The 20,995-nt window shown below is 41.9% G+C and carries 20 protein-coding genes; 4 read left to right on the forward strand and 16 right to left on the reverse strand.

Translation table 11 applies throughout. The annotated features are described in order from the left end of the window. Position 1 precedes the first annotated feature (1 nt). From JMW64_RS10580 to JMW64_RS10640, 13 genes are all read right to left on the reverse strand, one after another. On the reverse strand, positions 2-883 hold the full coding sequence (locus tag JMW64_RS10580; RefSeq protein WP_201554629.1) for a tRNA threonylcarbamoyladenosine dehydratase: 882 nt from the start codon (positions 881-883) through the stop codon (positions 2-4). 135 nt (positions 884-1,018) lie between these two features. Then, positions 1,019-2,008, reverse strand: coding sequence for a TatD family hydrolase (locus tag JMW64_RS10585; protein ID WP_201554631.1), 990 nt, complete (start codon positions 2,006-2,008; stop codon positions 1,019-1,021). 188 nt (positions 2,009-2,196) lie between these two features. After that, positions 2,197-2,385: a hypothetical protein gene (locus tag JMW64_RS10590; protein WP_201554633.1), complete on the reverse strand. Its 189-nt coding sequence runs from the start codon at positions 2,383-2,385 to the stop codon at positions 2,197-2,199. Between the two features lie 237 nt (positions 2,386-2,622). Continuing rightward, positions 2,623-4,869 (reverse strand): type II secretion system secretin GspD, encoded by a 2,247-nt coding sequence (gene gspD / locus JMW64_RS10595; RefSeq protein ID WP_201554635.1) that lies wholly within the window; start codon positions 4,867-4,869, stop codon positions 2,623-2,625. A 154-nt stretch (positions 4,870-5,023) separates the two neighbouring features. After that, positions 5,024-5,920 (reverse strand): type II secretion system protein N, encoded by an 897-nt coding sequence (locus tag JMW64_RS10600; RefSeq protein WP_201554637.1) that lies wholly within the window; start codon positions 5,918-5,920, stop codon positions 5,024-5,026. Then, a complete protein-coding gene (gspN, locus tag JMW64_RS10605; RefSeq protein WP_201554638.1) occupies positions 5,921-6,748 on the reverse strand; it encodes a type II secretion system protein N in 828 nt (275 codons plus the stop codon). A 326-nt stretch (positions 6,749-7,074) separates the two neighbouring features. Further along, a complete protein-coding gene (locus JMW64_RS10610) occupies positions 7,075-7,398 on the reverse strand; it encodes an H-NS histone family protein (protein ID WP_045453321.1) in 324 nt (107 codons plus the stop codon). 430 nt (positions 7,399-7,828) lie between these two features. Beyond that, on the reverse strand, positions 7,829-8,266 hold the full coding sequence (locus tag JMW64_RS10615; protein ID WP_201554639.1) for a BLUF domain-containing protein: 438 nt from the start codon (positions 8,264-8,266) through the stop codon (positions 7,829-7,831). A gap of 62 nt (positions 8,267-8,328) precedes the next feature. Beyond that, positions 8,329-8,847 carry a BLUF domain-containing protein gene (locus JMW64_RS10620; RefSeq protein WP_227694182.1) on the reverse strand — a complete coding sequence of 173 codons (519 nt, stop codon included), beginning with the start codon at positions 8,845-8,847 and terminating at the stop codon, positions 8,329-8,331. A 114-nt stretch (positions 8,848-8,961) separates the two neighbouring features. Continuing rightward, the gene (locus JMW64_RS10625; protein ID WP_201554640.1) at positions 8,962-9,573 is read right to left on the reverse strand and encodes a hypothetical protein; all 612 of its coding nucleotides are present in this window, start codon (positions 9,571-9,573) and stop codon (positions 8,962-8,964) included. Positions 9,574-10,275: 702 nt separating this feature from the next. Continuing rightward, positions 10,276-10,899 (reverse strand): single-stranded DNA-binding protein, encoded by a 624-nt coding sequence (gene ssb / locus JMW64_RS10630; protein ID WP_201554641.1) that lies wholly within the window; start codon positions 10,897-10,899, stop codon positions 10,276-10,278. A 264-nt stretch (positions 10,900-11,163) separates the two neighbouring features. After that, positions 11,164-11,781 (reverse strand): DUF3833 domain-containing protein, encoded by a 618-nt coding sequence (locus JMW64_RS10635; protein WP_201554642.1) that lies wholly within the window; start codon positions 11,779-11,781, stop codon positions 11,164-11,166. 136 nt (positions 11,782-11,917) lie between these two features. Continuing rightward, a complete protein-coding gene (locus JMW64_RS10640; RefSeq protein WP_201554643.1) occupies positions 11,918-13,282 on the reverse strand; it encodes an MFS transporter in 1,365 nt (454 codons plus the stop codon). 715 nt (positions 13,283-13,997) lie between these two features. Here JMW64_RS10640 and uvrA point away from each other — a divergent pair. Both uvrA and JMW64_RS10650 read left to right on the forward strand, forming a co-directional pair. Continuing rightward, positions 13,998-16,904 carry an excinuclease ABC subunit UvrA gene (uvrA, locus tag JMW64_RS10645; protein ID WP_201554644.1) on the forward strand — a complete coding sequence of 969 codons (2,907 nt, stop codon included), beginning with the start codon at positions 13,998-14,000 and terminating at the stop codon, positions 16,902-16,904. Positions 16,905-17,216: 312 nt separating this feature from the next. Then, positions 17,217-17,483: a hypothetical protein gene (locus JMW64_RS10650; protein WP_201554645.1), complete on the forward strand. Its 267-nt coding sequence runs from the start codon at positions 17,217-17,219 to the stop codon at positions 17,481-17,483. A gap of 124 nt (positions 17,484-17,607) precedes the next feature. Here JMW64_RS10650 and JMW64_RS10655 read toward each other — a convergent pair whose 3' ends face one another. The 3 genes from JMW64_RS10655 to JMW64_RS14095 form a co-directional block, all read right to left on the reverse strand. Continuing rightward, positions 17,608-18,237 carry a LysE family translocator gene (locus JMW64_RS10655; protein WP_055124667.1) on the reverse strand — a complete coding sequence of 210 codons (630 nt, stop codon included), beginning with the start codon at positions 18,235-18,237 and terminating at the stop codon, positions 17,608-17,610. Between the two features lie 468 nt (positions 18,238-18,705). Beyond that, positions 18,706-19,221 carry an IS630 family transposase gene (locus JMW64_RS14090; RefSeq protein WP_227694225.1) on the reverse strand — a complete coding sequence of 172 codons (516 nt, stop codon included), beginning with the start codon at positions 19,219-19,221 and terminating at the stop codon, positions 18,706-18,708. After that, positions 19,205-19,543, reverse strand: coding sequence for an IS630 transposase-related protein (locus JMW64_RS14095; protein WP_227694015.1), 339 nt, complete (start codon positions 19,541-19,543; stop codon positions 19,205-19,207). The genes JMW64_RS14090 and JMW64_RS14095 overlap by 17 nt, the downstream gene beginning before the upstream one ends. A gap of 177 nt (positions 19,544-19,720) precedes the next feature. On the opposite strand from JMW64_RS14095, the gene JMW64_RS10665 reads away from it, so the two are divergent. Further along, entirely contained in the window at positions 19,721-19,954 is a 234-nt protein-coding gene (locus tag JMW64_RS10665) for a hypothetical protein (RefSeq protein ID WP_201554646.1), read from the forward strand. A gap of 45 nt (positions 19,955-19,999) precedes the next feature. Continuing rightward, positions 20,000-20,719: a Cthe_2314 family HEPN domain-containing protein gene (locus JMW64_RS10670; RefSeq protein WP_201554648.1), complete on the forward strand. Its 720-nt coding sequence runs from the start codon at positions 20,000-20,002 to the stop codon at positions 20,717-20,719. The last annotated feature ends 276 nt before the right edge of the window (positions 20,720-20,995 follow it).

Raw genomic sequence — 20,995 nt, forward strand, 5'->3', positions numbered from 1 at the left:
ATCAGACGCTCGGCTTGATGCCCGCCTGTTTTATTAATAATTGTAATGCTTCACTCACCATAATCATCGCAACCACCGATGTGACCACTACTGCTGAGCCGTAACCACCACACTGCAAACCGCCTGTCTGACAACTCTTATCTACACGCGGTGGCTCTGTAGAGTAGACACATTTGATCCCGAACTTTTCTTTTAGTGTACTATTAATGCCTTTTTCATGGCGCAGCTTATTGCGTAATTTGGCCAGTAAAGGATCTTGGTAACTGTCACGCAAGTCACTCACCCTAATCTGACTAGGGTCTATCTTTCCACCTGCGCCGCCTGCACAAACCAGTTTTAATTTATTAAAACGACAATGTAACGCGATGGCAAGCTTGGCATTCATATCATCTACGCAGTCCAAAATAACCATAGGTCTGCCTTGAGCGATAGCGGCTTTTGCTTCATCGCGACTTGGCAATAAAGTGGCGACGTTTTCTACAGTTAAAAAATCATCAATCAAGTTTAGCGTTACTTTGGGATTAATTTCACGAATACGGGTGGCCATCGCTGCAATTTTACTCTCACCAAAGGTGCTGTCTAGTGCAGGCAACTGCCGATTGACATTGGACGCAACCAAAACGTCCAAATCGATCAACGTAATAGTGCCCACTGCCGTTCTTGCCAAAGCCTCAGCTGCCCAAGAACCAACGCCTCCAACGCCAATAACGTATACATGCGCATCGGCAAAAGTAGTGACAGCTGTCGTACCATAAAGAGTGCGCGTACCTTGAAAACGGCGTTCATATTGCACATTGTCTTCGCTCAGCTCTTCTGTCTTTGTAACGTCTTCGATGCCAATGGACTCTGTCAGTGTTTGCTCAAATGGTTGTATTTCACTCATAACAGATTAAATGCTCTTTTAAATTATTTTGGTGGCGCTTATATTACGTCAATTTCTTTATTCACGGCTATCTCATTCACTATCATATCAATGGCTAGCCATACAATAAACCGTCAGTGACTAAAATGTGTGGCACTACGATAACGGATAATCCCATTTTGTTTGCAAAGCACTGCAACTGTTGTGCCACAATTGCTTAGCAAGAATGGCGGGTGGTAAATTAAGCAACTCACTCAAGCTTAGCAATACCCATGGCAAGTTGGCAGGTACATTTCTATTACGTACGGCTGCACTCCTCCGTGCACTGTCTGAGTTTTGAGTTGGCACTGATGAATCATGGTCAGATATTTGGCACATGATAGGCGTCATATCAGGGCAATCCGTTTCTATTACCAAACATTCAACGCCATAGCTATCAACCGCGGCTTGAATGGCGCGGCGCAGTTTCTTAGCATTGGGATTAGTGATTTGACCGGTAACCCCAAGCTTAAATCCCAACTTAATAAATGCTTTGGCTTCTTGCGTCCCACCACTAAAACTATGCGCGATACCGCCAAGTTTGTGCGCATCGTAGTCATGCGCTTTTAGTATGGCCAACGCTTCTGCATGTGCTTTACGAATATGCAGCATCACTGGCAGCTGATGAGTCACCGCCATGTCCAATTGTGCCTTAAAAAATCGTACTTGTTTGGCAAATATGTCAGGCGCTTTCATCGCCTCAGTAAAGGTGTCCAAACCAATCTCGCCTATTGCTAATGGGCGTTTATCAGCAATCCTTTTTGCCATAGCAGTTAAATGATCGTCAGTATGCTGTTTGATATAAAAAGGATGCAAACCGACCGCAATATGGCTACTAAAATTTGACACTTTTTGTCTATCGACATTGGCTGTCGTAGGTAATGACAGCGTATTTAACAGGCGCTCAGTCTCATACATCCGCTCAAAATGCTGATATAGATAACCCACTAATACCAGATGGCGTACCCCCTGATTGTGAGCCTGCTGCGTCAGTATTTCTCTATCATCATCAAAGATTGGGGCATCAAAATGAGTATGCGTGTCAATGAGAGGATAAATAGTAGATAAGGGCTGTTTAATCATCTTAGGTGAATCGATAGGGGTCATTGATAGACTCCAAAATTAATAGTTTTCAGCGAGGCGTTCCGTGATTTGTCATTCAATAGACATTATTTGTCATTTTGTAGCAATAACCACGTCAATGAACACTTTAGGATGGCAACTTTATTTAAAATGATTTCGACAGTTAGAAAAATACTCATCAACAAAAGAGCTTTTGATAAATAAAGAGACCTTCAACACGCCCTATTAGTATCATCATGATTGGCTTTTGCATTGTGCTCATCTGAGTGCTCATCTGATACATTGTGCTCATCTAACGGTCTGGTATTAGCTTGTCGACTGCTACGCCGAGGAATCACTAATAAGGCGGTGGCAGCGACTGCTAATAAAAACCACTTTTTAGCATTTGTATGACTTGTCATTGCTTTCACCCCTACCTTTATATCATTATCTGCTATATTTATCAGCAAGTGTTCATACTTACTACTCAATTACTCATTAGTATACTGCGATATAAAAACTGCTATGTTTATCTGTGTTATGAATACGCAAGCTAATGTACGGCGTAGTTTATTTATTACACCGTGTCTCTACATGCTATAAGAATAGGAGGCGAGCGCTTTATTAACCTATCATTAATAAAGCGCTTTTTTGAGTGCTTAACGGTTTAAAGGGTAAGTTGTCATACCATTATTAGGACTGTCTACTTTGGTAAAACCTTGAGACTGAGACTTTGGTGTCTGATCGCGCTTAGGAACAAGGGGATTGAGCGGCATCAACTCATAATCTACACTAACATCGCCATTCCAACCTTCTGTACCGCTCAATGGCAGCTGTTTAATGGTACCGTTTTTATCAATGACCAACTGCAGGACGCGCATTTGGTTAAATTTGCGTTCGGTGACACTGGCGACTGCCCTGCCATCACGTAAGATAGTTGGCTGTAAAAATATGATTAAATTACTTTTTTGCGTCGTGTCATTGTCGGAGCGGAACAGTCGACCAATGACTGGTACATTACCCAAGCCAGGGACTTTTTGTTGGCGCGTGGTGCTGTTTTCACGCATCAAGCCACCAAGAGCAATGGTCTGCTGATCATCAGCCAGAATCGTCGTATTGATGAGGCTTTTATTGGTCACCAAACCAGTAGCATTTCCAGTGCTACCAGGCACGACGGATGAGACTTCTTGTGAGACTTCCAAGCGTACGGTGCCATTGTCGCCAATATGAGGAATGACATTTAGATTGATACCAATATCCTGACGATCAATGGTTTGAAAGGGGTTGCTAGAATCGTTGCCACTGGTGGTAAAGGAACCTGTCACAAAAGGCACGTTTTGACCCACTAAAATACTGGCTTTTTCATTGTCCAATGTCAAAATTGATGGCATAGACAGAAGATTGGCACTGGTAGAAGAATCAAGCGCTTGCAAGATAGCCCCATAAAACTGGGTATTTCCCTGACTGTCTTTGCTGCTATCACCAATACCAATCAAAGCACCAGCTATCGAGCCTGCTGCTGCACTGATACTGGCGGCACCGCCACCTAACGCGGCGGCAGCAAGTGCTGTAGCACTCGCGCCTACGTTATTGAAGTTTACGACTCCGTAGCCGCTATTGGCATTGCCAAGCGCCCATTGCACACCAAGCTGGGTCGCATCATCACCTGACACTTCTACAATAGCCGCTTGAATCAATACTTGCGCGCGGCGACTGTCCAACTGATTGACCGCATCTTCAATCTCAAACATCAGCTCAGGTGCCGCATTAACGATAACGGCATTTTGGGTTTCATCAGCGATAATACTAAAAGGTCGCCCGCCAACGCCTGTACCAGTACTACTCGAATTGGCACCAGAGGTCGATGAGGTCGTCGCGTTGTTCGTTGTGTTAGTGCTAGACTCATTAGTCAAAGTAGCGCCCGTGCTACTGGAATCATTCAATGATGCCGACTCTAACGAGGACGTTGCTCCAGCGCTATTAATAGATTGATTGGCGAGCAATCCGCGTAGCATATCTGCAATATGACCTGCACTGGCGTATTTTAATCGAAAGACACGCAGACCACTCAAACGCCTTGTAGGCGTGGTGTCCAATTGATTGACCATCTCTTTGACTTTAGCAATCATCTCCGGACTGCCTTTCACCAACAATCTATCACTAGAGGTATCAGCGATAACTTTAAGCTGGTTATTACCACCTTGTGCTTGCCCGCTACCAGCGCTTGCAACCAAGGCGCTAATCAATTCCATCATACGCTCAGCATCGACGTGACGTAGTGGTATCACTTGCAAACTGTCATTGACGTTGCTATCTAAATCGCGGATAAGCGATGTCAGCTGATTAAGACTATCGGCACGATCGGACAATACCAAAGCATTGACACCAGGCACGGCAGCGGCATGAGCCGATTGAGGCATAAGCGGACGGATGACACCCAGCACTTCTGCAGCTTGAGTATTGGTTAAATAAATAACACGAGTAGCTAATGCCTCACCAACACTGTCACCACGTAAATCAACAGCCACGCCAGATTGTTTGGCGACATTATCTGGCACCAATTTAATGGTCGTTCCCGAGTCAATCGCTGCAATACCGTTGACTTGCATCACACTCAAGAACAGCTGATAGATTTCGTCACGCGACAAGGCTTTGTTAGAAATCACCGTCACATTGCCATTAATACGTGGATCAAGGACAAAGTTTTGGTCAGTGATGGTTGCCACCTCATTAATAAAGGCTTTGATATCGGCATCTTGTAAGTTGACTTTCCAGCTCTCAGCACTCGCAAGACCCGTACTGGCAGCCCATAATGGTACGGCGAGACAAAGAGGACGACACAGGCGCATCAGGCGCTGCAAAACATGGTACAGAGGCGTGACTGAAAAATTATGAAAACTTACCATATTGATGATTACCTACAGTGATGTCGCTTAGTATGTACTGGATTTATTGTGTGCTAAGGTGCTCAATGATTGCTTTGCTCACTTAACATTCTGCCCACAATGGCATTATTTAAGTGGCACTATCTAAATACTTGTTTACTTAAAACTTATTTGCTTAAAACTGCTGACGAATGGTAATGACTTGATCGCCGCGTTGCACCTCTATTTGCGCCTCACCTGATTGCTGTACCTGTTGCAGCACACTAGCATCTTGGGCAGGATTACTACCCACGCTTTGACCATTAACCGTTAGCACTTTATCACCTGGCTCAAGCCCTAGGCGATTACGCAGCTTTGCTGGCATTGCAGGCGTCACTTGATAGCTTTCCCCTGCTGCCATAACCCCCATCCTACTCAAATAACTGGCGGGGTTTTCTTGCAATTCTGTGACCGCCTCATCGATAGCAGATTGCGGGCTACTGTCACTGCCTGTCGCAGTGGACGCCTCCTCAGTATTTTGTGTAGGCTGAGGGGCATTAGGCAACATGCTGTTCTCTGGCAAGCGCTGATTACTGACGGCACCTGCGATCATGTCACTTTGGTCTAATGGCATCGTGGCTGGCATGCTAATGACGGTTTGCTTGTCGCTAGCATCAGCGATGACAACCGAGTTCCAGTCGACAGCGACAAGGGTATAGCCACTGTCTTTTAGCGCATCACCGATTCGATAGTTTTTCACTTCACCATTGACGTCCAATAGTGCCGAGGACATGCTCTCTGGCATTGCTAACAGAACGCCTTTTAGATTGACATTGGGCGGTGGCTGCACTGCTGCTGCAATAGGATCAGGGTCTGCAAAAATAGCAAATAATCCACTATAGTCCTTGCCAGATGCCGATGTGTTTTGCAAAGGCGCTGGTGGCAGCATCGGTGCCAATGGTGCTGCGAGCAACAACCATAGTAATCGAGCCGCTGTCCAACATAACCAAGCAACAGCCAATAATAATACCCAACCTGAGAATCGATTAAGGGTGTTAAGCACAGGTTTTAAAGTTGTAGAAACATTCATCATCTAGCGTGTCCCCAGCCCATTTAATAGCGGCTGACGCACACTAACAACTGGCGTATCTTGGGGTGCTTGCCCTTTATACTCAGGCATACTTTCTAATAAACGCTGCGTCAAACTGACATCCAACATATTATCGCCATCGATATATAAGTCGCCCAAGCGCTTATCTTGATTGTTTAATAAATTGATATGGAGCAGGTTTTTATTGTTTTTTTGCTCGGCACTTAACTCAGCACGCATCGCAGGCATGGTCAGATAAAAAACCTTGCCACCGCTAGGATAGCCTATCTCGCCGCCGACCCATGTCAACTGACCATCCGCTTGAGTAAAACCAGATGGATCTTTTGTTGAAGCGTTTTCTGCGGCGGCACTTGAGCCAGACTGACGGCTGAGCGAAACGTTATTGACCTGAATCGGTGTATTGGGCAATTGCCAATCAACCAAATTTGCCAACGTCTCAGGTGCTATCTTGCCGCTCATATTATCCACTTGCCATGAGTTGCTGCCTATTTTTACTTGTCCATTGAGGCGGGTTTGTGCTGAATTAATATCGACCTCTGCACTTATCTTACCCAATAACAAATGCCATGGCTGCCACGACCATTCTGCCGTACCTGTGAGCGGTGTGGCTGCTAAAGGCATTTGCCAGATAACGGAGCCTTGCCATAAATTACCCGACACATGCTGTACATAAGGCGTTTCGGGAGCATACTTTTCAAGCAGCCACGCCGCTGGCATTTGCAACACAGCAAATAATGCAAATAATACAAACCCAACCAGCCACCACAGCTTACGAGGGCGCTTATGAGACGACGCAGATACTTGGGGCACGGTTGCATAACTCTTATATAAGACAAAAACGTCATTATCATAACAAACAATGGCATACAGATGACAGAAAAAAAGCCAGTATCTTTTTACCAAAATAATGGCAATAAAAATACTGGCTTTTATCAGCTTCTAAGACGAAAGGACTATCACGATCAAACGCTATAATTGCACACAAATCATGAGAAACAAGCCCGATGATCAGAGTAGATGTAACATTGTGCTTTTTTAAAACAGAACTCATTTAAACAAGCGCTTATTTTAAATAGTCTTTGGTAAACATTGTACCTTGCTAAATCTAAACCGACATCATCCTGTTAACCATTTATCTAGATAGCAAAATCTTCGATACTACGACCTGCTGCTAGCGCTTCAACCAACCACGTTGGCTTGCGACCACGGCCAGTCCATGTTTCTTCGTTGTTGTCAGTATTGCGATACTTGATGCTGCGTTTTTTCTCTAGCGTTTCACCAGCTTTTAGAATTTCTTCGATAGAGGCATTGCTATCTTCTGCAATTTTCTCAAACTGCATATAAGCGTCATACAAACGCTGATGTTGTTTTTTGGCAATAAGCTGCTGAGCATTTTCAGTGATGGCACGTAACTCATCAACGTTCAGGTTTTCTAAATCAATGGCGGTATTTTTGCTCATAATAAATCCAACTGTAAGATAAAAAATATAACCTTAATAGATATTATTCACTATTAAGAACTAAGAATGACTTATTCATCATTAAATACAACGATGAATGTCACAAATCGATATTTTTTCAACCAAATAAAATATTGTTAGCCACAGTACCTAAGGGCGTAGATAATATAAACAAAAAACCTTGCTATCACAACAGTAGATTATTATTTGTTCTATAACAAAGGTCAGTGAATAGTAAAATCGGGTAAATAAAAAACCACTATTTATTTAATAGTTATTCGTAAACAGTTATTAATTTTAAGATAAAACCAGTCTCTATAAACAATGTCCTAAAAACGGTTAAACGAATAACTCAGCAAACATAAATCCATAAAAAATAGCAACCGATTGTTTCCATATATACCTACCGATTAGTCAAAAGCGCCATTGATTAATCATGCTGATCACTAAGCTCATTCATCAAATTATAGGCTGCTTCGGCGCTCAATAAATAGGGATTAAAATCAATCGTTGTCGAATATTTTAAATAAATCGCCGCATTTTTTTCAGTCGGGGAAGCATAATTCATGGACCATTTAGACCATGCTCGATTTTTTAACTCACGTGTTTCAATAAGTTGTAAGTCATGATGACGCGGATCAGCAATTAAACTATATAACAGACGATTGATCTGTGCTCTTGGCCCTTCAATGGTTTGCAAAAAATAATCTTTATTAAACGTCAGCATACCAGTGATGCCATTGGCGGCATTATTTACTTGTGCTTGCTGCAAGATTTCGTTGAAGTCGTTGGCCGATACATCTGGGTTGGCACGGCTAGCGTATGTCATGCTCATCAAAATGTGTGCATCTTCCATTGCTGATGTCATATCTTATCTCTTGTAAAATGTCATGGGTGTGATGGTCCTTAGCGTTTATAAACGTCAGTCAATTAGCCAATAGAAAACCATGGTTTCTTCTTTTTGGCGGCGCTCACTGCTTCTTGCTCTTGAAGGTCTGAAAACGTCTCAATCAACATCATGATTTGATTGGTGTTCATCAAATAAGGATTAAACTGAGTACCTGTCGAAAATTTGAGCGCAAGTCCTTTGTTTTCATCGCTTGGAATCAAATACTTCATTGACCATTTACTCCAATGGCGCAACTCTACTTCACGGCATTCGATGATTTGTAAGGCATGATGCCGATCATCTTTAACCAGTTTTCTGAGCAATTCATTGATGACGGGTCTCGCTCCTTCAATACTTTGCAAAAAATAATTGTGATTGAACACCAAAGCACCTGTAATACCATTGCGCTCATTGTTTTGCTGAGCTTGTGTCAGGATGCGCGTTACTTCACCTTCAGGATTGTCGGTGTTATAGCGGCTAATATAAGTTAAACGTAAAATAATATGCTCGCCATGATGCATTTTTAGGCGATTTAATTCTGAAAGCTCAGCTGATTCCACAAAACACTCCAATTAGTTTGCTAAATTTTTCACCTATCACCACCCAGCTACTGCCTTTTATAACCGAGTATTTGTGGTATAAGTCATTTTTTTATAACATAAGTCGCGTATATATTAACGTTGAATTTTTTTGATAAAATCATTCATGCCGCGCGATAAATTACTGCTACTGGTGCTCTGTATTTCTTTGACCAAGCTCAATAATTGCGAGCTATCCGCGCATTGTTCTAAACTCAACAAGTAACCCCAAGCTTCTACTGGTGGGGCGTTTTTTTCAATATAGTTGGCCAACTCTGACTTTATCGTTTCGTAGCTCGCACCAGACAACCTAGCCTTGAAAATACTACTGATTGATTTCTTGCCTAATGCTGCCATTTTATTGAGACCTTTATCATTAAAGGTGCGATCAAACTCTGTCTCAATATTTCTTTCAGACGACGATGATTGAGACTGATAAGCCGTCGATGCTTGCGGCGCAGTGAATGTTTGGGAGGCAGCATTATCAGCGCCCACTATCTCTATGCACTCAAGCCCTAACAGCAACTCAAATAGTGGTGCAACACCGCCAAAATCGGCAAACATTTTGCTACGATCAAGCGTATCAAGATAGCTTTGATACGTGCGTTTGCCATCGATCATAATAAGCAATGTTCTCGCTTCACGCGGCAATATGCCGAGACTCTGAGATTTAATCTCTTCTCTGCCCAAATCAGTTTTTTGAAACACATCACCATCTTTCATTCTTTGTACTCAGCACTAGCAGTAAGGTGGACACTTTTATAGTCAATTGATTATAAAAGCGTGACAGCTTTAACCTTTCACATTGAACCAACCCTGTCCTAAGCGGTCGACCAGATGAATTTTTATTATTTCAGCCATTGAACAGTCAAATTTTGACTTTTTTTTGGTTAATAAAAATCACTTTAAATCAAAGCCCCACATTTAATATTGTTTGAATTATTGATTCGAGTGGATTATATCAACCCATTTAATGAACCGTTAGCACTAATTAAATCCAATAGAACAGACGGTCTATATAGGATATGAAAGGTAGTTTTCATAAATTTCAATATAAAATTTGATAAAATAATGAGAATAAAAAAATCGATAAAATCAATGAAGCAGGCTACTGTTTATCCGCTTTATCTTCTTACTAAATCGTTTGCCGACCAATAATTAATTTTCTATTCTTTCAAATAACTATCAAGTTACAACTATAAAAACCAACAAACGTTTTACTTTTTTAGCGAGATAATATAGCAATTGATAAAGTCTATCTTTCTAAACGCGCTCACTCTCATACGACCTTTATGGGCACTATAGAAAATTTATTTTTTTAAATTATTTATCACTAGGCATAAAAAAACCCTGCAATTGCAGGGTCTTCTATAGATTATTCTTAACAAATAACTCTATGTCTTATCATCATCAGAACGGAATATCATCATCGACAGGGCCATCTGGCATTGCTGTTGGCTTTGACTGTGCAGGCTTTTGCGCAGGTTGATTGAATTGATTCTGCTGAGCAGGTGCGCCTTGATTGTTAAAGCTGTTTTGACCACCTTGAGCAGCTGACTGGTTGTAACCGCCTTGCTGTGCTGGCTGATTGTTTGCTTGCTGACCAAAGTTGTTTTGATTGCTTTGACCACCTTGATTGCCATAGCCACCACCTTGACCCTGATTTTGACCGCCAAAGCTATTATCACTTTGACCACTAGTCGCACCATCTAGCATTTGCATTTGCTCAGCACGAATCTCAGTAATATAACGGTCTTGACCATTGGGATCTTGATATTTACGGGTACGCAAACTGCCTTCGATATAAACTTTACTGCCTTTACGCAAATACTGCGCGGCAATTTCACCCAAACGATTAAATAGAGAAATACGATGCCATTCCGTCGCTTCTCTTTTTTCGCCGCTTTGCTTGTCGGTCCACTGCTCTGACGTTGCAACCGAGATATTGGTCACGCTACCGCCGTTATTAAATTGACGTGCCTCAGGGTCTGCTCCAAGGTTACCGATGATGATAACTTTATTAACTCCGCGCATGATACCGTCCTTTTACTTATGAATAATTTTATGAATCGCTTTAATGACTGTGCAGCTAAGCGCATTCATTAATGATTTTACTGTAATCAAGTTTTATTGGAATATCTACAAGCTATCTATTAAAAACGATAATCTATGTCGTCTAGATATATATTATAATTTTTGGGTTTAAAAAACCATGATATTGCTATTTTGCCATTTTATTAAGCGAATTAATACTATTACCAGTTACTGACTTATCAACTCACTCTGCCCTTTATAAACTTATTTAGAATCATTGCTCTCGTTATTGTGATGCATACTCAAGGTGACGCTACCCAGCTCTACGCCAAATTTTTTCATCACTGAACGATTGAGCATGACGTCTTTATCGACCAGATACATCCAGTCATCAAAATTCACTTTGTAGGTTTTATCCTCAACGGGTAGCTCTAACAAGTAACTCCAATGCAAGGTATTGCCAACCACTTCCCCTGTTGCCTCGCCAATGACATCGCCTGCTGTGCCTTTCCAACTACCATCAGCTTGTTTGGTCAATCGCCATATACGCTGTGATTTTGACCCATCTGCCCATGAGAATTTTTCATCTAAAACAATGACATTATCGCCTTCGTGAGTGGCATCAATATCGACGTAAAAGCGTTTTTTGACCTCGCCATTGCGACCTTGAAACATGCCCCAACCATCGATTTGACCTGAGAAGAACTCATGCATATCAAGCGTGGGCGTGCTGTTCTGATAGGCCTGAATGTTTTGTGTGGCGCAACCTGAGAGTAGTAACGTGGCTGATAGACCAGCACCTATTGCCAGCCTGGCCATTACTCGAGGCGCAATATTTTTACCAATAGCAACACCGTGCGACAGCACTTTAAACTTACTCATATTAATTCCTTTTAAATAGAGATAAAGATTTAGCGTTCACTTATTAATAATGGCTGTCTATCTAGTCGTTGTCTACTCAGTTTTTGCCTATCCAACCTTATCTCTACTCGCCTAAGTACGTTGCCCATACCCTTTGTTAAATATCTAGCGGACTCTGTGCCAAACTCGATAACTGCTGCCGTGAATTATCTGTCAATTGTGTTTTGTCCAACTTTAAATAAGCCACTTGCTCTTTTGCCATCACGACCAGCTCATCCACGCCATCTACCGCTAGCATTTGCCGTGACCAGTCTTGGATATTGATATTTTTAGGAATAGTGACGGTCGTGCTTGATAAATACGGTGGCTGAGCAATCGGAATGATAATGAGTAGCGCCGCACCCATAATAGCGGCCAAAATACCCCACGCCAGCAAATTCGGCTGACTTAATAACAAACCACCCATCGCACCACCAACGAACGCACCAAAGAACTGGCTAGATGAATTTAGCCCCATCGCCGTCGCTTTATTAGCGACTGGGGCGCGCTTAGATATCCATGATGGAATTGTTGCCTCAAGCAAGTTAAAGCCCATAAAGTACAGAAGCAAACCTAATATAATACCAACGCCAACCTGACTGCCAATAGCCAATATCGCTAAAGCAGCGGTCATTAGCGCAATCGCGCCTAAGAATACTTGGCGCATTTTGCGTTTCTTTTCAGCGATGATAATAAAAGGAATGGCGACGGCAAAACCAATAAATAACAGCGGCAAATAAACCAAGCCTTGCTGACGTACCGACAGCCCCATCACTTCATTAAGCTGATGCGGCAAAATCACAAAAATGGCGGTCATGGTCAGATGCAGAGCAAAGATACCGATATGTAGGCGGTTTAAATCGCCGATTTTGAGGACGGTCGCTAATTGTTGACCAATCGATTTATTGTCTAAATTGTGTTTAAGCACTCGTAGCGGTGTCGGCACAAACAACAATAACAGCATCGCCAAAACAGCAAAGCCTGAGGTCAACCAAAATAAACCAGAGATACCTAGCGAGCCCACCAATAACGGACCAAAGGCAAAAGCGAGCATGATAGAAGTCGCAATGGTCAAGCCCATCGTTGCCATCGCTTTGGTACGCATTTCTTCGCGCGTTACATCAGCCAATAACGCCATCAATACCGCAGAAACCGCGCCACTACCTGCCAGCGCCCGACCAATGATAACCTCGTAAATATCAGTCGCATTGGCGGCAATTATGCCACCGAGAGCAAATAAGATCAGTCCTAAAAAGATAATCGGCTTACGCGGGAATTTATCCGCAGCAAGACTCATAGGAATCTGAAATATCGCCTGCCCTAGACCATAAATACCGACGGCTAAGCCAATCAAAAATGGCGTCGCGTGCGTATAATTGTCACCATATACAGAAAACACAGGCACAATCATAAACAGACCAATCATCCGCAAAGCAAATATACCACCGACTCCGAGGATTGCCCGTTTCTCTACGCTATTCATACTTGCCTCACTGGTTGATCATTGCTGGTTGCTCATTGCTATCTTTCGCGACTAACACTTGCGCCATGCCATGATTTATCACTACTGGTTTATCAAGGCATTGGCCTATAAATCAAGCCCCCTAGTATAAGACATTCGCCGTTTGGTTGCCGAGACTTTTGTCTTACTGGTGCAGCAATGTATGCGCCCTCAACCCAAGCCATTCATATTACGAGATTATTTTGTTACCAAGTGCATCAGATGCACAGTGACACCTTGAATAATGCTGTCACCGTGACAATAAAGTAAAACGTTGTCAGCACAATTAATGGCTCACTCACCACATCTACATAACGATGAACGCTTCTATAAAATGACATTTTTGGTCAAAACCATAACAAACGATGCCTGTTACTTAACACTAATTTGATTTAGATTTGCTTAGTCCTATAACAAATAGTCATAGGAGCGATAAGCAATACAAAGCCAAACAATAATGGAAAATGAATAACTCGGCTGGCTTAACTTTTACCTTATATATATGTATCTTTTATAACGACACTGTTCATAACGACTGTTTTGTTTATAACGATACTCTTAATAACAACGCTACTTATAATAACACCATAAATTTAGAATTATTCACGTTTTAACCAACCACTTTACTGATCTGTATTTACTTTTTGACTTGAGATATTTCCCAATCCCCTTTTAGCAAATAGGAAACCTGTAACCGATGGCACATGACCATATCGCAATACGCGGCGCACGTACTCATAATTTAAAAAACATCGATTTAGACATCCCACGAGATAAATTCGTGGTAATCACTGGCCTATCTGGCTCTGGTAAATCTTCATTGGCTTTCGATACTCTCTATGCCGAAGGGCAACGTCGTTATGTCGAAAGTTTATCGGCATACGCGCGTCAGTTCCTCTCGCAAATGGAGAAGCCTGACGTCGATAGTATCGAAGGTCTATCCCCTGCGATTGCTATCGAGCAAAAATCAACCAACCATAACCCACGCTCGACCGTCGGTACGATTACCGAAATTTATGACTATCTGCGTCTGCTCTATGCACGCATTGGTACGCCATATTGCCCTGAGCATGGTGAGCCAATGGTCGCGCAGTCGGTCACTGAGATGGTCGATCAGGTCATGGCCTTGCCAGATGACACCAAGATTATGATCTTGGCACCGGTGATTCGTGAGCGTAAAGGTGAGCATACCGTCTTGCTTGAGCAGCTCATCGGACAAGGTTTTGTCCGTGTGCGCGTCGACGGTGATGTCTATGACACCGATGAGCTACCAACACTGGATAAGAAGAAAAAACATACCATCGAAGTGGTGGTCGATCGCTTTAAAGTCCGTGATGACTTGGGCAACCGTGTCGCTGAGAGCTTAGAGACGGCATTACGTCTAGGTCAAGGACTGGTCACGCTTCACTTTATGGATGGCAACCCAAAGGAAGGCGGTGACGAAAACCAAGTGATGTCAGCCAAGCATTCATGCCCTGTCTGTGATCGTGCAGTGCCTGAGCTTGAGCCACGTATGTTCAGTTTTAACAATCCATACGGCGCATGCCCAAGCTGTGATGGCCTCGGCAAACGTCAATATTTCGCCGCTGAAAAACTGATTACTCATCATGAGAAGTCGCTTAATCAAGGTGCAATCAATGGTTGGGACAAGCGTCATGCGTACTATTTTGGTTTGCTTAGCACGGTCTGTAAGCATTTTAAAATCGATATGGATGCACCATGGCAGGATCTGTCAAAAGAGCAGCAAGACCTAATCATGCATGGCTCTGGTAAAGAAAAGCTGACCTTTAACTTTACCGATGAGCGCGGTCGCAAGACGAATAAGACTGTACCGTTTGAAGGTGTGCTTCCCTACCTAGAGCGCCGTTATGCTAAAACGCAAAGTAACTTGGTGCGTGATGAGTTAGCCAAATATCTAGCAGATACCACTTGTAACGTTTGTGATGGTGCGCGTTTGAATGAAATCTCACGTAACGTCCGTGTTGATGACCAAACTATCGCTCAAATCGTTAAGCTGTCTATCGGAGACGCTGCTGACTATTATAAAACGCTAAAGATTGGTGGTCATAAAGGTGAAGTAGCCGAAAAAATCTTTAAAGAGATTAATGAGCGTTTAAACTTTCTTGTGAGCGTCGGGCTTGATTATTTGACCCTTGCTCGCTCTGCCGAAACACTATCGGGCGGTGAAGCGCAGCGTATTCGTCTGGCCAGCCAAATCGGTGCTGGTCTGATGGGCGTCATGTATGTACTTGATGAGCCATCCATCGGTCTGCATCAGCGTGATAATGATCGCCTGCTAAAAACCCTAACGCGCTTACGTGATTTGGGTAATACCGTACTGGTCGTTGAACATGATGAAGATGCGATTCGCCAAGCAGATCACGTGATTGATATCGGTATCGGTGCAGGCGTACACGGCGGTCACGTGATCGCCCAAGGTACAGTCGATGACATCATGGCAAACAAAGAATCGCTGACTGGACAATATATGTCTGGTAAGAAAAAAATTGAGATTCCAACTGTCCGTCATAAAGCCAAAACTATCGATGTCGAAGTCAAAGGTAAGGCTAAAGCCAAGAAAGTACCGATGACCATCGAGCTGAAAGGCGCATCAGGTAATAACCTGCACGATGTGGATTTGACCATTCCTGTTGGTATCATGACTTGTGTGACGGGTGTCTCAGGTTCGGGTAAATCAACGTTGATTAACCGTACGCTTATGCCATTGGCAGCGACTCAGTTAAACAATGCCTCAACGCTGATTGCCGATAAATTTGAAAGCATTAGCGGTCTTGAGCATTTAGACAAAATGGTCGATATCGATCAAAGCCCGATTGGTCGTACGCCGCGCTCAAACCCAGCAACTTATACTGGTGTGTTTACCCCTGTGCGTGAGATGTTTGCCCAGACCCAAGAAGCGCGTGCCCGCGGTTATAAGCCTGGTCGCTTTAGCTTCAACGTGAAAGGCGGACGCTGTGAGATGTGCCAAGGTGATGGTCTCATTAAGGTTGAGATGCATTTCTTACCAGATATGTATGTGCCATGTGATACTTGTGAAGGCAAGCGCTACAACCGCGAGACGCTAGAGATTCACTATAAAGGCAAAACCATCGCTGACGTGCTTGATATGACTGTTGAAGATGCCGTTGAGTTCTTCTCAGCGATACCAGCCATCTATCGTCGTCTGCAAGCACTGATGGATGTCGGTCTGAGCTATATTCGCTTGGGTCAGTCTGCGCCAACACTATCAGGTGGTGAGGCGCAACGTGTCAAACTGGCGCGTGAACTTGCCAAGCGTGATACGGGACAGACGCTGTATATCTTGGATGAGCCAACCACTGGTTTGCATTTCCATGATATCGATAAGCTGCTCAATATCCTGCATGCCCTACGCGATAAAGGTAATACCATCGTGGTCATCGAGCACAATCTTGACGTAATCAAGACGGCCGACTGGGTAATTGATCTAGGCCCTGAAGGCGGTAAAGGTGGCGGTATGATCATCGCTGAAGGAACACCTGAGGAAGTGGCAGAAGTCAAAGCATCCTACACGGGTATATTCTTAAAGCCGATGCTTGAACAAGGTATGAAAGAAGTCAGCTAATACCATTAGTAATGATTGATAAAAGGCTACTCTTTATAGAGTGGCCTTTTTTATTAGTTGGAATAAGGCAAAGCGAGAACTATAAGCTATGAATGAAAATTGATATATAAACTGAGACTTAGATTACTTCGCTACGTTACCTTTCTTAATATCTATTAAAGATACTTAAAAGTTAAATGTATTAATATTTAACTAGTTAGATATGATACGTATACGCATACGATATAGAAACAACTGGTTAATAACGGTATAGCACGTACGAATTGACGCTACCCACTCTCGTACGACCCCTGAAACTCTTAAGGACTTCTTATGAAAAAATTACTATTTATTGTCTTAGCATCTACTGTTGGCGTTAGCGCCTGTGCGTCAAGCGGCACATCAAATGGCACAAGCGATCGCAATCATCAAAGACCTGCGATGTCCGCTGATATGAAACAAGCCATGGATGATTGTGCTCAACGAGTTGGCGTAAAAATGAATAAAGAGAGTCGTCCAAGTAAAAGCGATATGAAGAAAATAGATTCATGCATGAGTGCAAAAGGGTTTGAGAAGCCTGCAGGCCAAGGTCGTCACTAATAACTGGTATTTGTTAGATGATCATTGATAAAAGGCTACTCTTTAGGGAGTGGCCTTTTTTGGTGTATAGAATCCAAAGTTGCTGTTGCGGGCCGCCCCTTGTATTAAATGCCATCTAGCAAATTTAACCCTTCGCTATCAACCATGTGCCAGCCAATCCCATAAATGAAGACCCTACTCGGTTAAATTTCTGACGCGCTTTAGGGTTTTTTAGACGTTTTTGCGCGTAACTCGCCATAAAGGCATACATCATCATGGCAACAATGGCGCAGCCAAAAATCACCAGACATAGAATCGTAATGTCTACCCTTGTCAGACTGGTTACTGGAAAAAAGCTAGGTAACAAGCTGATATAGAATAAAATAACTTTTGGATTGCTAATGGACACCAAAAAGCCTGACATCAGACTTTTCAAACCCTCGCTTTTACTCTTTAACGCTATATCTCCAGTGATAATTTCACTCGGCTCCGTCGTCCACATCTTGTATGCCAAGTAAAATAAATAACCTGCACCCACAAACTTAACGACAGTAAACAGTGTATTGAAATTACTTGCTAACGCGCTCAGTCCATAAGCGGAAAACACCATATAAATAGTGTCGCCTGCGGCAAGTCCAATAATTAAAGGCAGCGCCGCCCAAGAACCTTGCGTCATGGCTTTGGCAATCGTGGCAAACACACCAGGACCCGGCGTCATGATAAATATGAATACAGCAATGATGAAAGTAAATAGCTGGATGGTGGTGATGGTCATGACAGTCCTTTATGTACTTATTGATCCTTAAGTATAATTGATTGAATAAACATATTTCTATGTTTAGTATGATTATTTTAGAAAATTTATAGGCTCAAAGACGTAAGCTAATAGAAATTGTTGAAGGAGTGATAAAAGGCTACTCTTTAGGGAGCGGGCTTTTTTGTTGTCTAAAAACTGTTTACTGTAGAGAGGCTACTTTTAGTTCAAATTTTTTTTGTAAAGTGAATTTTTTGAAGTAAACTAAAGTTAAATTATAGTAAAAACCTCAAAAGATAATTCATGGATTGGCTAACAGAAATAATAAAACAGCTACAGACTTCACGTGCGTTCGTTACAGCAGTGTTCATAGTATGCTTATCAATACTACTAGGAAATGCCTTTGCACCTTCCTTCATTCCTGAGGTTCCATATAACTGGAAACTCCCATTAATTGGAGGATTAATATTCTCTGGAACCTTATTATAGTCAGCTTAATATAAAATCGATACAGCCCATATCATGAAACAGTTTAGGTAGATTATTCTCCATCCATCCTTGGCGTAGAAATTTAGCCTGTGCCCACTTTTTCTCGATAGGGTTCAGATCAGGGCTGTAGGGTGGTAAAAATAAAAGGCGATGGCCGTGTCTATTAAGCAGCTTTTGTACTCGTTTATGAAAGCTTGCGTTATCCATTACGATTACGCACTTGGTTTTTAGGCTCGGTATTAGCGTGTACTTGCACCAGTTATAGAATACATCTCCATTGATGTTTTTTTCGAAGTAATCAAGTGCAAATAGTACTCTTTCGTACAGGGCACCAATGACGTTGGTACGTTTTTTACCTTGCCAGTTGTAGCGATCGATACAAGGCTTACCTATCGGAGCATAGCCATAAGGCCTGATGGTCTCATGCTCAAAGCCACTTTCATCCATATAAACAATGGGATAGCCTTGAATTATATAATCACTCAAGTGATTGAGATACTTAGCTCTTTTTTCCAGACAGGCTTTTGGATGCTCTAGTGTCTTTTTTTTGGCTGATGTTTAATCGTTTTAAAGCATGATGAATGCCGGTTTTACTACAGCCCAGACGATTTGCGCGCTCATATTGATAGTCATCAGGATACGCTTTGACATCCTGAAGCAAAGCGTCATCAGGTATTTTAGTCGGGGCTTTATCTCGCCCTTTCTTAGGCTCTAAGTTCTGTCTCCAGCTATGTATAGTACTGGTGCTAAGCGTGTAAAAAGCAGCAGCTTCTCTAACAGTCAGACCATTATCGATGCTAGAAAGAACCTGTTTACGATAGTCGATTGAATAAGTCATGGTTTATCTAAATAGTTGATTAGTTTTTATGTGTTGTATCGGTTTTATCTGAACTCTACTATAGCATTTATAATAATTCCATTTTTTTGGAGCTACTTTTCTAAAGTTTTAAACAGTAAAAGCCAAGAAATTAGATCTTTAAACTTATCTAGTAATGAACAAGGTTTCTTATACGTCATGGCTTTAATAATAGAAGATAGTCGAGAAGACTTTATAAACTTGAGTAGTTTAAATTATGATGCTATGGAAATCTCTAAGCTCGAAACTCAAGAAGTTGTATCAAATTTAGTAAATAAAGGACTTATCGAAACTAATCTTTTCGACTCTACTTTAGTGTCTTTTACTATTCCAGGAAGAAGCAAAGCTCTTGAAATTAAGAGTAGTATTACCCAAGCTCGTAGGCTACGCTGACACGGGAAACATAAAAATTTAACATTTTAGAGTATTGTATAAATTATGAAAAATTCGGCACTTGATAACCTACAAGTATTCAATTCAGCTAATACTGTTATTATTCCATACATAAAGAGGTGTGATTTAGAAAGTGGTATTACAGTCACAGCCAGTCCTTTAGAGCAATATACATTAGATTGTTTCAAAGCTGTCAGGAGTATCACTGATTGCATGGAACAATTACACTTTTCTATTGAACTTTTATCTGGCTATAGAACTAGCACTTCCCCTGACTCAATGAATCGTCATGATCATATAGTTTTTGCTATAGAAAACTATTACCTTCGAATAACTTCTGTTTATGATAGGTGCTTAAGGCTTATTAATATTCTCTATAACTTAGGACTACCTGAAAGAGACTGCAAAAATAGTACTATTGTCAAAAACATACACGTAAAAGGGTCAGATATAGAAACAAGCTTAAAGGCTCTGGATAAGTTTACAAATAGTTTTAGACAATTTAGAAACTCAGTTGCACACAATGAAACATATAGCGTAGATGACAAATTACAAATTATTGCGTCATACTATTTTCTTGAAGCTAAAGGAGTAACTGACATTATCAAATTTAAGCATCTATTTAAAACTGAAACAGATAAATATATAAAGGATAAAAAATCTGAATTTAATGCAGATCTTGTTGAACTTGAAAGCTTAATTATTGATTTTTTGAACGCTGTAAATACTAAATATCTAGGTATGAAAAGTAAATTCACATCATGAATGCCATATTTAAGATTAGCAAAGCAAACTAAGACTAATTAGCATTACTCAGAACCGCTGCCGAGCATCCTTCGCCATCAACACTAATTAAGTTCAGCTCGTAGGGTGGATTGACGAAGGAAACCCAACTGTCTCATATTCATCAAAACCAACTCGTTGGGTCTCATCCTTCGACACCAACCTACAATCTAAACACAGAATTACCTACAATCCGTAGGTTGGGTGGAGCTTGCGACACCCAACAAAATTAAGTAATATCAGTTATTAGTTATAATT

It is taken from the genome of Psychrobacter immobilis, assembly GCF_904846065.1.
GTDB classification, from domain to species: domain Bacteria; phylum Pseudomonadota; class Gammaproteobacteria; order Pseudomonadales; family Moraxellaceae; genus Psychrobacter; species Psychrobacter immobilis_H.

What these genes read in the sequence shown, in the direction of transcription:
- JMW64_RS10580 (WP_201554629.1), bottom strand. Translation starts at nt 883, where the DNA reads ATGAGTGAAATACAACCATTTGAGCAAACACTGACAGAGTCCATTGGC.
- JMW64_RS10585 (WP_201554631.1), bottom strand. Translation starts at nt 2,008, where the DNA reads ATGACCCCTATCGATTCACCTAAGATGATTAAACAGCCCTTATCTACT.
- JMW64_RS10590 (WP_201554633.1), bottom strand. Translation starts at nt 2,385, where the DNA reads ATGACAAGTCATACAAATGCTAAAAAGTGGTTTTTATTAGCAGTCGCT.
- gspD (WP_201554635.1), bottom strand. Translation starts at nt 4,869, where the DNA reads ATGGTAAGTTTTCATAATTTTTCAGTCACGCCTCTGTACCATGTTTTG.
- JMW64_RS10600 (WP_201554637.1), bottom strand. Translation starts at nt 5,920, where the DNA reads ATGATGAATGTTTCTACAACTTTAAAACCTGTGCTTAACACCCTTAAT.
- JMW64_RS10610 (WP_045453321.1), bottom strand. Translation starts at nt 7,398, where the DNA reads ATGAGCAAAAATACCGCCATTGATTTAGAAAACCTGAACGTTGATGAG.
- JMW64_RS10615 (WP_201554639.1), bottom strand. Translation starts at nt 8,266, where the DNA reads ATGACATCAGCAATGGAAGATGCACACATTTTGATGAGCATGACATAC.
- ssb (WP_201554641.1), bottom strand. Translation starts at nt 10,899, where the DNA reads ATGCGCGGAGTTAATAAAGTTATCATCATCGGTAACCTTGGAGCAGAC.
- JMW64_RS10635 (WP_201554642.1), bottom strand. Translation starts at nt 11,781, where the DNA reads ATGAGTAAGTTTAAAGTGCTGTCGCACGGTGTTGCTATTGGTAAAAAT.
- JMW64_RS10640 (WP_201554643.1), bottom strand. Translation starts at nt 13,282, where the DNA reads ATGAATAGCGTAGAGAAACGGGCAATCCTCGGAGTCGGTGGTATATTT.
- uvrA (WP_201554644.1), top strand. Translation starts at nt 13,998, where the DNA reads ATGGCACATGACCATATCGCAATACGCGGCGCACGTACTCATAATTTA.
- JMW64_RS10650 (WP_201554645.1), top strand. Translation starts at nt 17,217, where the DNA reads ATGAAAAAATTACTATTTATTGTCTTAGCATCTACTGTTGGCGTTAGC.
- JMW64_RS10655 (WP_055124667.1), bottom strand. Translation starts at nt 18,237, where the DNA reads ATGACCATCACCACCATCCAGCTATTTACTTTCATCATTGCTGTATTC.
- JMW64_RS14095 (WP_227694015.1), bottom strand. Translation starts at nt 19,543, where the DNA reads ATGACTTATTCAATCGACTATCGTAAACAGGTTCTTTCTAGCATCGAT.
- JMW64_RS10665 (WP_201554646.1), top strand. Translation starts at nt 19,721, where the DNA reads ATGGCTTTAATAATAGAAGATAGTCGAGAAGACTTTATAAACTTGAGT.
- JMW64_RS10670 (WP_201554648.1), top strand. Translation starts at nt 20,000, where the DNA reads ATGAAAAATTCGGCACTTGATAACCTACAAGTATTCAATTCAGCTAAT.